Annotated in this window: 10 protein-coding genes and 2 pseudogenes; 7 read left to right on the plus strand and 5 right to left on the minus strand. The window is 37.6% G+C overall.

Features of this window, described 5'->3' with window-relative positions:
• The first annotated feature begins 20 nt into the window (after positions 1-20).
• Positions 21-656: an urease accessory protein UreG gene (gene ureG / locus A3K93_RS14455; protein ID WP_227509905.1), complete on the plus strand. Its 636-nt coding sequence runs from the start codon at positions 21-23 to the stop codon at positions 654-656.
• Positions 653-1,513 carry an urease accessory protein UreD gene (locus A3K93_RS14460; protein ID WP_067732115.1) on the plus strand — a complete coding sequence of 287 codons (861 nt, stop codon included), beginning with the start codon at positions 653-655 and terminating at the stop codon, positions 1,511-1,513. Before ureG ends, A3K93_RS14460 begins: the two co-directional genes overlap by 4 nt.
• Before the next feature lie 68 nt (positions 1,514-1,581).
• Here A3K93_RS14460 and A3K93_RS14465 read toward each other — a convergent pair whose 3' ends face one another.
• Positions 1,582-2,574 carry an ABC transporter substrate-binding protein gene (locus A3K93_RS14465; protein ID WP_067732117.1) on the minus strand — a complete coding sequence of 331 codons (993 nt, stop codon included), beginning with the start codon at positions 2,572-2,574 and terminating at the stop codon, positions 1,582-1,584.
• A gap of 11 nt (positions 2,575-2,585) precedes the next feature.
• The gene (locus A3K93_RS14470; RefSeq protein ID WP_067732124.1) at positions 2,586-3,164 is read right to left on the minus strand and encodes an ANTAR domain-containing response regulator; all 579 of its coding nucleotides are present in this window, start codon (positions 3,162-3,164) and stop codon (positions 2,586-2,588) included.
• A gap of 499 nt (positions 3,165-3,663) precedes the next feature.
• Here A3K93_RS14470 and nirB point away from each other — a divergent pair, with 499 nt between their 5' ends.
• Both nirB and nirD read left to right on the plus strand, forming a co-directional pair.
• Entirely contained in the window at positions 3,664-6,210 is a 2,547-nt protein-coding gene (gene nirB / locus A3K93_RS14475) for a nitrite reductase large subunit NirB (protein ID WP_067732126.1), read from the plus strand.
• Between the two features lie 73 nt (positions 6,211-6,283).
• On the plus strand, positions 6,284-7,894 hold the full coding sequence (gene nirD, locus A3K93_RS14480) for a nitrite reductase small subunit NirD (protein WP_067732128.1): 1,611 nt from the start codon (positions 6,284-6,286) through the stop codon (positions 7,892-7,894).
• 81 nt (positions 7,895-7,975) lie between these two features.
• Here nirD and cynS read toward each other — a convergent pair.
• The 3 genes and pseudogenes from cynS to A3K93_RS14865 all read right to left on the minus strand — a co-directional run.
• A pseudogene (cynS, locus tag A3K93_RS14485) lies at positions 7,976-8,344 on the minus strand (cyanase); the annotation flags it as partial.
• A gap of 54 nt (positions 8,345-8,398) precedes the next feature.
• The gene (locus A3K93_RS14490; protein WP_081408502.1) at positions 8,399-9,331 is read right to left on the minus strand and encodes an IS5-like element IS17 family transposase; all 933 of its coding nucleotides are present in this window, start codon (positions 9,329-9,331) and stop codon (positions 8,399-8,401) included.
• Positions 9,332-9,386: 55 nt separating this feature from the next.
• Positions 9,387-9,473 (minus strand): annotated as a pseudogene (locus A3K93_RS14865) (cyanase); the annotation flags it as partial.
• Positions 9,474-9,741: 268 nt separating this feature from the next.
• Between A3K93_RS14865 and A3K93_RS14500 the strand changes: the two are divergent.
• The 3 genes from A3K93_RS14500 to A3K93_RS14510 all read left to right on the plus strand — a co-directional run bounded on the left by A3K93_RS14500 (position 9,742) and on the right by A3K93_RS14510 (position 13,711).
• Positions 9,742-10,551 (plus strand): formate/nitrite transporter family protein, encoded by an 810-nt coding sequence (locus A3K93_RS14500; protein WP_067732134.1) that lies wholly within the window; start codon positions 9,742-9,744, stop codon positions 10,549-10,551.
• A 56-nt stretch (positions 10,552-10,607) separates the two neighbouring features.
• Complete coding sequence (locus A3K93_RS14505; protein ID WP_067732136.1) at positions 10,608-12,332, plus strand: bifunctional protein-serine/threonine kinase/phosphatase; 1,725 nt, start codon at positions 10,608-10,610, stop codon at positions 12,330-12,332.
• A 164-nt stretch (positions 12,333-12,496) separates the two neighbouring features.
• A complete protein-coding gene (locus tag A3K93_RS14510; RefSeq protein WP_067732138.1) occupies positions 12,497-13,711 on the plus strand; it encodes a tyrosine-type recombinase/integrase in 1,215 nt (404 codons plus the stop codon).
• Positions 13,712-13,782 lie beyond the last annotated feature (71 nt).

Here is a 13,782-nt window from a genome sequence, read left to right on the forward strand (position 1 = left end):
TAAAATAGAGGAAGATGAAAATGAATCAATATGAAATTGGTGCAGCACGTGTCGGTATTGGTGGGCCAGTTGGAAGTGGTAAAACACGCTTGCTGGAACAATTAATCCCAAGATTAATGCAAAGGGAAATTAATTTTGCAGTTATTACCAACGATTTAGCGACTAAAGAAGATGCCGAACGCGTGCAGAAAAGTGGCTTGATTGATCCAAAACGTGTTCGTGCGGTAGAAACCGGGGCATGTCCCCATACGGCAATTCGCGAAGATCCTACTTTAAATATCCAAACTGCAGATGAGTTAGAGCGTGAATTTCCTGGTCTAGAATTAATTCTGATCGAATCTGGCGGGGACAACCTAGCTTCGACTTTTTCTCTTGATTTAGTAGATTATTGGTTGTTTGTTATTGATGTGGCCGGTGGAGATGATATTCCTCGTAAACGTGGGCCAGGCGTTCTCAATTGTGATCTGCTCATTATCAATAAATATGATTTAGCACCTTACGTAGGTGTCGATTTAGAACAGATGAAGAATGATGCACTTAAGGCTCGTCAAGGAAAACCATTTTTGTTGACTAATTGTGCGAATGGAGATGGCGTTGATGCTGTAATTGATTTAATTACTGAATCAGTCTTGTTCAAACGTGAAGAGGTGATATGAATCAAGCCATTTCTCAATTGAAGAAGGAAAAAGTAATGAGTGTTGAGCAAATGCATTTAGTATTTGCTCAGCGTGGTCATACTAATTCTTTTATTGAATCACAGCAGGTTACTTATCCGTATCATGTTGGACGATGTTTATATTTTCCCGATGATCCAAAGAAATTATGTAATGTTTACATTCAGTCATGTTCAGGTGGGATGTTTGACTCTGATCGTTGGCAAAGCACAGTCATTGTAAAAGAGTCGGCTAAGGTTCATTTGAGTACTTCGGCATCTAATATTATTCATCGTTGTGAATTTGATTATGCACAGCAAACGCAATACTTTGAGGTGAAAGAAGGAGCATATTTAGAATTTATTCCCATGAGTAATATTCTATTTCCTCAATCAAAATTTCACAGCAGAATAGACGTCAGTATAGAAGACAATGCAACGGTGTGTTTCTTTGATAGTTTTCAGGCGTCTATTCTAAAAGACGATGATCGTCCTTTTGACGAAATGTATAGCAAGCTGAATTTTATTCAAAAAAATAAAACTGGACTGAAAGAACGCTTTGCTATTGATGCGGATATGCTCGCACAAAACCAATGGGGATTTAATGCCGACTATAAATGTTTTGGCAGTTTTTATATGATTGGAGCAATTAAAGACCCTCAGCTATTTGTACAAAAGATTCGTGAAATTGAATGTCATTCAGAGTTTTATTTAGGAATCAATCATCTAGAAGATAGTCAAGCAATTATTATTCGCTTAATTGCAAAAAATGCAGTTGAGTTTCATAAAATGAAGTTCAGAATCTTGAACCAATGGCGCCAACATCAATTTGGCATTGCTATACAAAGACTGCGTAAATAGCGCTGATCAATATAAAAACCCCAATACGATTTGGGGTTTTTATATTTTGAATATGATCTAGGCCTACACTAGATACCGACTAAGGTACATTGTTCTGCAATATGATATTTATCCTGTTCAGAAATTTTTAAATTGTCCCATTTCTGCATTTGTTCAATCATCCATACAAAGTCTTCAGATTTAGGCACTGCATCATTTATAATAAATTCGCGCAGAATGAATTGAATTTTGTTATAAGCAACAATGTGCTGTTGTGGGCTACAATCGAATTGAATAATTTTATAAGCCCTTAACATATCCCAAACTTCAGATAGATCCTCTAAACGTTTGAGATCTTCCTGCGCACGCCGAATTGCTTGTACGATTGATTTAAGTGTATTTGGATATTGCTCGGCCCATTCTTGTGTAACTGCCAGCACCTTGTCACAAACGGCAGGAATGATTTTAGAACTTTCAGCAACGATATAACTATGACCTTCAATTTGTGCTTGAAGGTTCCAAGGTTCTCCAACACAAAAACCATCAAAGACCTGCTGTGCTAAACCCTTAACCATTAATGGTGGTGGAGATGTTTGCATAGGAATATGATGTGCTAAGGTAGAATTACTCAATGCTATCCATTCTTTCAAACAAAAATGATGGATCGAATATTTATAAACATAAGCAAATTTCACTAAATTTTTTTCGATCATCGCTTGTGTTAATTTGAAAGAAGTACTTTTTTCATCATCTTCAACTGTAATGCCAAATTGGTGGCACATATCTTGTCTTAAGCTGATAAATGCCTGATTAATGCTTAAGACTAAAGGTGTTTGTAACTGAATTTTTAACTGATCTTGTCCAAGTGCTGCTGCAGGAAGCATCGTGGATAGGCAATGAGCACTGTCCAAAAAACCATAGGCAAGTCGATCACGTAAACTCGCCCATGAGGATTCTTGAAATAAATTTACCTTTAATCCTTCGTCACTGAAGTAACCTTGTTGCTCTGCCCATAAAATTGCAACACAATCCAATAAAGGAATATAGCCAATATTAATTTCTTGTTTCTCTAAGGCTGACATATATATTCTCCTTATTGGCCTGAAAGTAGTTTTTGAGCTTCGAGTAAACGTCTTGCCATATCACCTAAAGTCACACGATGGCTCATAGAATTTTTTCTTAATAATGCAAAAGCTTGCTCTTCAGAAAGTCCATGTAATTGAATTAATAATGCTTTAGCACGATCAATATCTTTGCGATCGGCGAGTTTATCTTGAGTTTCTTTTAAATCATCAAGTAGCTTTTTATGTTTACGGAATTGTTCGATTGAGATTTCCATAATGTGATCGAGCTTACTAGGGTCAATGCCATCTACGATATAAGCAGTCACCCCCGCATCTATGGCACTCTTGATAGTTTCTTTATGAGCATTTTTAGTAAACAGTACAGTCGGGAGTTCATATTGGCTGACACAGCTTTCAATAATGTCACGTTGAGGATGATCCATATTGAGTAAAATAATATCAGCGTTAAGATTTTTAACTTTAACCATGTCCAAGGTATCCACGATTAAACAAGCACTGACATGGAAGTTGTGTTTGAGCAAAGAGGCATGAATAAATTGAGCACGTTCAAGATCGTCATCAATTAAAGCAATTCGTAATTTAGACATGAAAAAGTGTCTTAATAGGGCAAAGTAAGTAACTTGGAAACTAAAGCAAAATGCATACCATACAAAATGGCGCAAAGTTTATGGTTAATTCACTGTTTTAGCGCAGTTTTAGACCTTTATAGAAAAAAGGAAGCACAAAGATGAGTCATTGTTGATTCAGATATGCCAAATCAAGGATCAAAACAATAAAAAACTATTGGCATATATGTTGCATTATAAAAATAAGTCAAAGATGACTAATTAAAGAGTAACGGCCAACGATGTCCGTTCTGATCGTCGTCACAGCTGAGCTGTGGCACTTATTCGTTCAGTAACAGGATAACGCTATGGTACGTTTCATATCTCGAAAAATTTTAATTATTCAAACCCTCAAAATAGTTTGTCTCAGATTCTCGTCTGTGACTGTTTTATTTCATCCTTTAAATTTTTCTAATGCTTTGCTAGTTAAGCAAGCTTTTCCACGTTTGAACATTTGTAATTATCATTCAGGAGTTGTGCAATGAAAATTGTCATGATTGGTCACGGCATGGTTGGCCATAAGTTTTTAGAAGTTTTATTGGCCGAACATCCTGAAGACTGTCAGATCACTGTACTCGCTGAAGAGCCTCGACCTGCCTATGACCGTGTGCATCTCACTGAATATTTAGCGGGTAAAACGGCAAAAGCTCTTAGTTTATGCCGAATGGATTTTGCAGCAGCTCATGGTATTGACCTACGTCTTGAAACAAAAGTAGTGGAGATAGACCTCAAAGCTAAACTTGTTCGTACGGATAAAGGCGAGTCCTTCTTTTATGACAAGTTAATTATGGCGACTGGCTCATATGCTTTTGTTCCACCGATTGATGGGCATAATCGACACAACTGTTTTGTATATAGAACCATTGAAGATTTAGATGCGATTCGAGAAGCAAGTCTCACAGCAAAAGTAGGCACTGTGATTGGTGGTGGATTATTAGGATTAGAGGCTGCAAAAGCTTTAACTGATCTAAATCTTACAACACATGTGGTTGAATTTGCCCCACGTCTGATGGCAGTACAAATTGATGATTTAGGCGCTCAAGTGTTATCTCAAAAAATTCGCCAGCTTGGGGTGCATGTTCATACTCAAAAAGCAACATCAAGTATTAGGGATGGTCTCAAACATCAACATCAGTTGTGTTTTAATGAGGGTGACGTACTTGAAACAGATTTGATTGTATTCTCAGCTGGCATTCGCCCACGCGATGAATTAGCTCGTCAAGTAGGACTTCAAATTGGAGAGCGTGGCGGGATATTGATTAATGATTTTTGTCAGAGCTCAGATCCAGACGTTTATGCGATTGGTGAATGTGCTGCGTGGCAAAACATGATTTATGGTTTGGTTGCACCGGGATATGACATGGCCCGCATTGCAGCTAAACATGTGCTTAATAAAACCTGTACCAGTTTTTCAGGTGCAGATATGAGTACGAAATTAAAATTGATGGGCGTAGATGTTGCCTCAATTGGGGACGCACATGCACGTACATCTGGTGCGCTGAGTTACTTTTATGCAGATGAAGTTGCGCAAGTTTATAAAAAAATTGTGGTCTCACAAGATAAAAAACAATTGCTGGGTGCAGTTTTGGTCGGCTGCGCTAAAGAATATGGTGAATTGTTACAGTTAATGTTGAATCAATTACCTTTACCCGAACAGCCTGAAAGTTTAATCATGCCGGGCTTTCAACAATCGGGTGGTAAGACGGGTGGCAGTGGTGTCGACCTATTGCCTGAAACGGCAACGATATGTTCATGCAATAACGTCTCTAAAGCTGCATTATGTCAAGCGATTGAGGATGGTGCTACTTCATTAGGTGCTTTAAAGAAATGTAGCAATGCGGCAACGGCTTGTGGTGGATGCACACCTTTAGTGACTCAAGTATTGAAGGCTGAGCTTAAGCGACATGGTGTGATGGTGAATAACCATCTTTGTGAGCATTTTGCATATTCTCGTCAAGAGCTTTATCACTTGGTTCGTGTGCATGAAATTAAAACCTTTGACGATTTGATTCATCAGCATGGCAAAGGTCTAGGCTGTGATATTTGCAAACCAACTGTGGCTAATATTTTAGCATCTTGTTGGAATGACTTTGTCTTAAAGCCGACGCATGCAGGTTTGCAAGACAGTAACGATTATTACTTGGGCAATATTCAAAAGGACGGTACCTATTCAATTGTCCCACGTGTACCAGGTGGGGAAATCACACCAGAAGGTTTAATTTGCATCGGTCAAGTGGCTAAAGATTACGGTCTATATACCAAGATCACTGGTGGTCAGCGCATTGATATGTTTGGAGCACAGGTCCATCAACTTCCTGAAATTTGGCAAAAATTGATAGATGCAGGATTTGAATCTGGTCACGCCTATGGCAAGTCATTACGTACTGTAAAATCGTGTGTAGGAAGTACCTGGTGTCGTTTTGGTGTGGATGATTCAGTTGGCTTGGCAATCTTCCTAGAAAATCGTTACAAAGGGTTGCGTTCGCCACATAAAACTAAAATGGCTGTTTCTGGATGTACCCGCGAATGCGCAGAAGCACAAAGTAAAGATGTTGGTGTGATTGCGACTGAGAAAGGTTGGAATTTATATGTCTGCGGCAATGGTGGTATGAAACCACGTCATGCAGAGTTGTTAGCTTCAGATTTAGATACAGAAACATTAGTACGCTATATCGACCGCTTCTTTATGTTCTATATCCAAACTGCAGATCGCTTACAACGCACTAGTGTGTGGCGAGATAATATGGAGGGTGGGCTAGATTACCTCAAAGACGTTATCGTGCATGATTCTCTCGGAATTGCAGATGAACTCGAACGTCGTATGCAACATATCGTAGGGACTTATCAAGACGAATGGCGCACAGCTGTTGAGGATCCTAATGTTCGTAAGCGTTTTAAAACGTTTATCAATGCACAGGCTGAAGCACAGCAAGATCCAAATATTCAATTTGAACATGTACGTGGACAAATTCGCCCTAAAACACCGGAAGAGAAAAAATATAAACGTATCCCTGCAGTACAGGCCTAAGACCAATCTCATGCTATAGGCATTATGAAAAGTGATTTGTATTGGTCTATAGCTTTATAAGGAAGAAAATATAATGAATATGTCTTCACAATTGGACTCACAAGATTGGGTCAAGATATGTAAATTAGATGACATCACTCCCAACACAGGTGTTGCGGCATTAGTGCAGGGGCAGCAGATGGCAATATTTCGTGTAGGGGATGAACGTCGTGTATATGCACTGAGTAACTTCGATCCATTTAGCCAAGCGAATGTGATGTCACGTGGAATTTTGGGAGATGTACAAGGTGAGCGTGTTGTCGCTTCTCCTATCTACAAGCAACACTTCAGTTTAGCTACTGGTCGTTGTTTGGAAGAGCAATCACAAAAGCTTTCGGTGTTTCCAAGTAAAATTGAAAATGGCGAAATATGGATATCGCCTGTTGCCCAAAAAACATATTTACCAAACAACGGACAAACAATTCAGCGACAAAAACTAATCCTCATTGGCAATGGTTTAGCCGGTATGCGCTGTATCGAAGATCTCTTAGAACTTGCATCAGATCGGTATGAAATCAGTGTTATTGGTGCAGAACCGTGGGGGAATTACAACCGTATTTTATTATCGCCAGTTTTATCGGGTGAAAAAAGTGTAGATGAAATCATGTTACACCCGCATGAGTGGTATCAAGAAAAAAGCATACATTTTATTTCGAATGATCCTGCGAAAAAGATCGATCGATCAAAAAAACGTGTGGAGACGTTAAATGGACAAATTCTTGAATATGATCGCTTAATTATTGCTACAGGCTCTTTACCATTCATACCTACAATTCAGGGGACTGATTTAGAAGGAGTGGTCAGTTTCCGCGATTTATTTGATGTCGAAAAAATGTTGGCAGCGACCAGAACGAAGCAGCATGCAGTTGTGATCGGTGGCGGTTTACTCGGCTTAGAAGCTGCTTATGGTTTAAAACAGCGAGGTATGCAGGTCAGTGTTGTTCATTTAGCTGATCGATTGATGAATCGCCAATTAGATTTTAAAGCAAGCCAGTTACTAGAAGAGCATTTAAAAGCTTTAGATATCAATATTTATACGGATGCTGCCACAGAGGAATTATTAGGTAAAGATGGGCAAGTTAATCAAGTTAAGTTAAAGGATGGTCAAATACTAACTGCCGATCTAGTTGTTTTCGCTACAGGTATTTACCCAAATACGCAACTTGCAAAAGAGGCAGGTTTAAAGTGTGAGAAAGGTATATGTGTAAATGACTGTATGCAAACTTTTGATCCAAGCATTTATGCAGTCGGTGAATGTACTGAATATCGCGGACAAACTTTTGGACTTGTTGAACCTTTGTATGCTCAAGCTTTTGTATGTGCAACCCACTTAGCAGAACATGGACGTTTAAGTTTTAAAATCCCAGCTGTGCCTGTCAAACTAAAAGTAAGTGGCTGTGATGTGTTTAGTGCAGGGGTAATTGAGCCTGAAGGTCAGTATGAAGATATTATCTATGACAATCCCAAAGCAGGAATTTATAAACGCATCATTCTTCAAAATGAGCAAATTATTGGTGCAGTTTTGTTTGGAGATATAGAAGATGGCGCATGGTATGCAGAGTTGATTGAAAATAAACAGTCTGTGAGTGAATTAAAATCAGATTTATTATATGGAAGAGAATTTTATTTAAATAAAGCCAGTTAATAATATAATCAATATTATATTAATATTGATTTAAAAAAATAAAACCATCTATTTAGATGGTTTTATTTTTAATTCTATAAATTAATATGTCTTATAAGGTAAAAACTTACCAGATAATACAACATTTACGCGATCGCCATTCGGGTTATTTTCGCGTTGAATATCCATGCTAAAATCAATAGCACTCATAATACCATCACCAAATTCTTCATGAATAAGTTCTTTGATTGTTGAACCATATACACTTACGACTTCATACCAACGATAAATAAGTGGATCTGTCGGTACACTTGTAGGTAGAGATCCCTTATATGGTACGATTTGCAACCAAGCAACAGCCTCATCACTGAGTCCAAAAATTTGACCAATCTTTTCTGCTTGCTCTTTGTCAAAAGCCATTTGACCTAAACATCCTGCTGTTACCCATTCTTTTGATAATCCTATTTCTTTAGGGCTTTGTTGCACAAAGATTTGAAATGCAAAGCGCCCCTAATTGAGCCAAATTTAAGGCGTAACTTGGGTAAGTGGTCGACCTAATTCCGTAAATCTGTTGAGGACTGCTACACGTGCATGAATTTCATTCACCTGACTAGGAAAGCTTCTTGCCATTAATTTATCGCCTAATAATTTGATGCAATGCATCTTGGTTTCCACCAAACTGCGGCGATGATAGCCTGACCATTTTTTCCATAATGTCCTGCCTAAACGTTTAACTGTTCGAAGTAATTCATTTCGCTCTAGCGAGCTACTTTTTGTATCTTTCCATGGTTTCGCATTTTTTCTAGGTGGAATCACCGCATGTGCTTGCCGATCTGCAATAACCTGACGGCATTGCTTGGTGTCATAAGCTCCATCGGTATAAACAGAGTCAATCTGCTCATCTTGTGGAATCTGATTAAGTAAATCACCAAGCACCTGTGAATCACTGACATTATTGGTTGTGAGCTGAATAGCGCGTATTTGTAGGGTTTTGGCATCTATACCAATATGTAGTTTACGCCATTGGCGACGATATTCAGCTCCATGTTTCTTGCGTTTCCATTCGCCCTCACCTAGAAACTTCATGCCTGTAGAGTCTACGAGTAGATGCAGCCCATCGCTACTTTTTTGGTAGCTGATTGCAATATCAATATGCTTTTGTCTTCTACAAAGCGTACTGTAATCTGGTGCGGTCCAATTTAATCCGCAAAGTTTAATCAGACTTTGCACAAAGCCAGTGACCATACGTAAAGATAGACGGAATAAGGATTTAATCATTAAGCAGCATTGGATGGCTGCGTCGGAGTAGGTTTGATTTCGCCCTTGTTTGCCTTTTGATGGCGCATACCATTGCGTAGCAGGATCAAACCAAATGGCAATATTTCCGCGACTCATGAGTGCTCGGTTATATGCGGGCCAATTGGTTGTGCGGTAGATTTTCTGTGTAGGCTTATTCATTTGGAAATTATATCGCTGAAAAAGCCTTTATAGATAGGTTTGTGCAACAAAGCCTTTCTTTAGCAACATCTGACCATTTAATTGACTTTAAAACTTTAGCTGAAATAATCATATCGGTAACTTGTTGACGATGGGTAATCATAATCATCTCCGTAATAAAAAATAATAAAAAAAATTCGATTTTAATAATGCAGTTTTCATGCCAAATAATATCTTTTAAATATTGGTTATAATAAAAAATAATAATATTAAATTTAATTGGCATATCTTTTGCTTTTTCTTAATTAACTGTGGCAAAGGTGCCATATAAATTACAGCTTGAATTTTTTAAGGCAAAGACGCCTAAGGTTTTTAATGAGCCTTAGGCGTCTTTATTTTTAAAAAATATAATATTCATTGAGGGTATGACCATGGCTTATCTCGCTCCTGCAGAGTTTGCAAAAAAAGTAGTGGATGCTGGTGAAGCAAAACTTCATATGGCAACACGGGATGTATTGATTCGTGCGTTTATGGCTGGTGCAATTTTGGCATTGGCGGCAGTTTTTGCGATAACCATTGCAACTCAAACAGGTGTACCACTCATTGGTGCCTTATTATTCCCTGTCGGCTTTTGTATGCTTTATTTGTTGGGATACGATTTACTGACGGGTGTATTTGTATTAACACCTTTAGCATGGTTAGATCGTCGTCCTGGCGTAACGTGGCCGCGTATTTTAAAAAATTGGGGATTGGTTTTTTTAGGTAATTTTTCAGGTTGTTTAACAGTTGCTGTTCTTATGGCAATTGTATATACCATGGGCTTTGCAACAGATCCTAATCCTGTCGGCGTCAAGATTGCACATATTGGTGAAGATCGTACTTTGGGCTATGCAGAATATGGTTTTGCAGGTTGGATGACAATTTTTATCCGCGGAATGTTGTGTAACTGGATGGTTTCTCTCGGTGTCATTGGTGCCATGATGTCAACCACCGTAAGTGGAAAATTTATTGCGATGTGGATGCCAATTATGCTGTTCTTTGCAATGGGCTTTGAACATTCAGTTGTAAATATGTTCTTGTTCCCATTTGCAATGATGATGGGCGGAGATTTCTCTATTGCAGACTACTTTATATGGAATGAATTGCCAGTTGCACTGGGTAATCTAGTCGGTGGTTTAGCACTTACAGGCCTTGCTTTATATACCACACATGTAAGAACTGGCGACAAAAAAGAGTTTTAATTGTCATTTTAGCTTGATTTAAGGGATCGCTAAGATCCCTTTTGGATTTTAAATGAATGAAAAAACAATTAGAAATTCGTTATGGACAATATTCATCCGCTGGGAAGAAAGCAAATAATCAAGATTTTTATGGCTTATATATTCCTGAAGGTCACTCATTAGGAGCTAAAGGTATCGCCTGTGCGATTGCCGATGGCATCAGTAGTAGTAATGTCAGTCATATAGCAGCAGAGACGGCCGTATCGAGTTTCTTATCTGATTATTATTCAACCTCAGATGCATGGAGTACACAGACTTCTGCATCAAGAGTAATACGCGCAACGAATTCTTGGCTGTATGCTCAAACCCAACAAAGCCAAGGCCGTTTTGATAAAGATCGAGGATATGTATGTACTTTTAGTGCACTTATTCTTAAGCAAACTCAAGCACATATATTTCATGTCGGTGATAGTTGTATTTACCGAATACGTTGTGGTGAAATTGAAAAACTGACGACTGTGCATCGTGTCTCGATATCATCAAATGAGCACTATTTAAGCCGTGCACTCGGTGTCGATTATAAAATAGAAATAGATTATCAGCTTCTAGATCTCCAATTAGGAGACAGATTTATTCTAATGACCGATGGTATTCATGAATTTATTCATACGGATTCCTTGAATCATTTGATAGACGAAGAACCAAATTTAGATAATGTAGCTAAAAAAATAGCACAAACCGCCTTAGAAAATGGTAGCGCAGATAATCTTACAATTCAGATAGTTGAAGTCACAAATTTACCTCTACAGCTTCAGTTTCAACCAAAGAATGACTATCTTTTCCCAGATCAATTAAGCAGAGGAGAGCAGTTTGAGGGTTATATAATAGAAAAAATTTTGCACCAAAATCATCGCAGCAGCCTCTATTTGGCACACGATATCGATGGTCAGAATTTGGTGATTAAAACTTTATCGGTAGAACTACAACAAGACCCATTAGCGATTGAGCAATTTCAGCTTGAAGAATGGGTATCACAACGCTTAAAACATAAGAACCTGTTACAATCCAATCCACATGCACGGGGAAGAGCATACTTATTTCAATGTTATGAGTATCTTAATGGTGTAACACTGGATCGATGGCTTCATAGTCAGAAAAAACCATTACTTCTAGATGATATTTTATTTATTACACAACAAGTTGCGAATGCACTCAATGCAATGCATCGTCTTGAAATGTTGCACCAAGATGTACGCCCAGAAAATGTGATGATCGTAGAAAATGGCAAAGACTTACAAGTCAAACTTATTGATTATGGCTCAACGGCTGTAAGAGGTTTAGTTGAACTGAACCCAAAACATCAAAATGTACCACTGGGTACACTTGCATTTATGGCACCAGAATATTTTATCCATCAATCACCATCTACAAAATCAGATCAATTTTCACTTGCAGTTCTAATCTATTATTTACTTAGTAAACAATTGCCGTATGGCACTGCATTAGCGGCTTGCAAAAATTTAAAAAGTTTAAAACGCGTTGAGTACCATTCAATTTTGAAATATCGAAATGATATGCCTAAACACCTTGATCAAATTTTGGCTAAGGCCTTAGCGATAGATCCTTCGCAACGTTTCAATCATATATCAGAATTTATATATGCTTTAAAGGAACGAAATGATATTCAGCAAACATTGTCACCGATGCCTATTATCAAGACGAAACCAGTGTTGTTTTGGAAAATCGCTACCGGAAGCTTATTTTTCATAAGTCTATTTTTATTGGGTATTTTATTTAAATGAATTACTGGTAACTTAAGTGGTAACTAAAAACCAATAGGTTTATTAAAAAATAAAGAAAAACATATGATTAAAAAATTATGTGATGCGTAAGATACGCATCACATCAAAGTCTCAATATTTGATATAATTAATTTCATTTCTATAATCTCCCTGCTGTAAAAAATATGAGTCTCACTGAAAATCAGGTTAAACGAAGTGTGCCTCGCGCAAAGATTTATTTTTTAACTGATGATGATGGCCTCAGTCTTAAGATTGAGCCTAATGGGCGTAAAAGTTGGACTTATCGATATACTGTTATTAATACAACGAAAAGACGTCGGGTCACCTTAGGGGTATATCCTTTACTATCTTTAAAAGATGCACGAAATGTGCGTGATCAATTTAAGTTAGATCCTAGTCAAGCTATTCTTACTAATAAAAAGCTGGAACTAAGTTTTAAGCAGGTAAGTGAAGAATGGCTAGATTTTAAAAAAAGAAATTCATTTAATGATCAGCCTAGATGCGGTGTAGTTGAATTAGCAAGACGTTGTTTAGAAAAAGAGATTTATCCAATTCTTTCAGATGTAGCGTTTAAAGATGTCGGACGTTCACATCTGGTACAAGTGATTAAAAAAATCGAAGAAAGAAATGTAAAAGAACCTGTTCAGAAGGCATATAGTTATCTAAATCAAATTTATGATTACGCAGTGGCAATGGGCTATTGTGACTTTAATCGTGCCTATGGGTTAAATAAAATCATTTTAAAAACTAAGTTAAAAAAGAATTATCCGTACTTAAGAGCACATGAAATTGGCTCATTTGTAAAAAAATTAAATCATTCACGTACACATCCGATCATTAAAAAAGCAATTTTATTCAAACTTTATACTGGGGTTCGCGGTGGAGAATTACTACTTGCAGAACCTCATCACTTTGATTTAAATAATAAAATTTGGAAAATACCTGCTTTGCATATTAAGCAGTTTAGACGCAAAGTCATGGCAGGATATGAAATTCCAGATTTTATTGTTCCTTTATCATCGCAAGCTATGGAAATTTTAGAGTCAGCTCTGGTGTGGTCTGTCGGTGAAAAATATGTATTTTGTAGTCCTCGATTCAAGGATCGTCCAATTCATTTCAACACGATTAACAGCGTGATTCGTAATATGGGTTATGAAAAAAATAGGCTGACTTCACATGGTTTACGTTCTACGTTTAGTACGATTTTAAATGAATCAGGGCTATTTCAGGAAAGTTGGATTGAAGCACAGCTTTCACATGTAGATAAAAATAAGACACGGGCCAGTTATAACCACGCAGAATATTTGCCTCAGCGAAAAGAAATGATGCAGTGGTGGGGTAATTATCTGCAAGAAATTCAACGTGATCTTAGCTTGTGAAAAATGTTCTGTAGCAAATTGCTACATGAAAAAGTAATTGAAAAATACATGTCAAAATCAATTGTATAAAT

It is taken from the genome of Acinetobacter sp. NCu2D-2, assembly GCF_001647675.1.
Taxonomy (GTDB): Bacteria; Pseudomonadota; Gammaproteobacteria; order Pseudomonadales; family Moraxellaceae; genus Acinetobacter.

What these genes read in the sequence shown, in the direction of transcription:
- A3K93_RS14500 (WP_067732134.1), top strand. Translation starts at nt 9,742, where the DNA reads ATGGCTTATCTCGCTCCTGCAGAGTTTGCAAAAAAAGTAGTGGATGCT.
- A3K93_RS14505 (WP_067732136.1), top strand. Translation starts at nt 10,608, where the DNA reads ATGAAAAAACAATTAGAAATTCGTTATGGACAATATTCATCCGCTGGG.
- ureG (WP_227509905.1), top strand. Translation starts at nt 21, where the DNA reads ATGAATCAATATGAAATTGGTGCAGCACGTGTCGGTATTGGTGGGCCA.
- A3K93_RS14470 (WP_067732124.1), bottom strand. Translation starts at nt 3,164, where the DNA reads ATGTCTAAATTACGAATTGCTTTAATTGATGACGATCTTGAACGTGCT.
- A3K93_RS14465 (WP_067732117.1), bottom strand. Translation starts at nt 2,574, where the DNA reads ATGTCAGCCTTAGAGAAACAAGAAATTAATATTGGCTATATTCCTTTA.
- A3K93_RS14460 (WP_067732115.1), top strand. Translation starts at nt 653, where the DNA reads ATGAATCAAGCCATTTCTCAATTGAAGAAGGAAAAAGTAATGAGTGTT.
- A3K93_RS14490 (WP_081408502.1), bottom strand. Translation starts at nt 9,331, where the DNA reads ATGAATAAGCCTACACAGAAAATCTACCGCACAACCAATTGGCCCGCA.
- A3K93_RS14510 (WP_067732138.1), top strand. Translation starts at nt 12,497, where the DNA reads ATGAGTCTCACTGAAAATCAGGTTAAACGAAGTGTGCCTCGCGCAAAG.
- nirB (WP_067732126.1), top strand. Translation starts at nt 3,664, where the DNA reads ATGAAAATTGTCATGATTGGTCACGGCATGGTTGGCCATAAGTTTTTA.
- nirD (WP_067732128.1), top strand. Translation starts at nt 6,284, where the DNA reads ATGAATATGTCTTCACAATTGGACTCACAAGATTGGGTCAAGATATGT.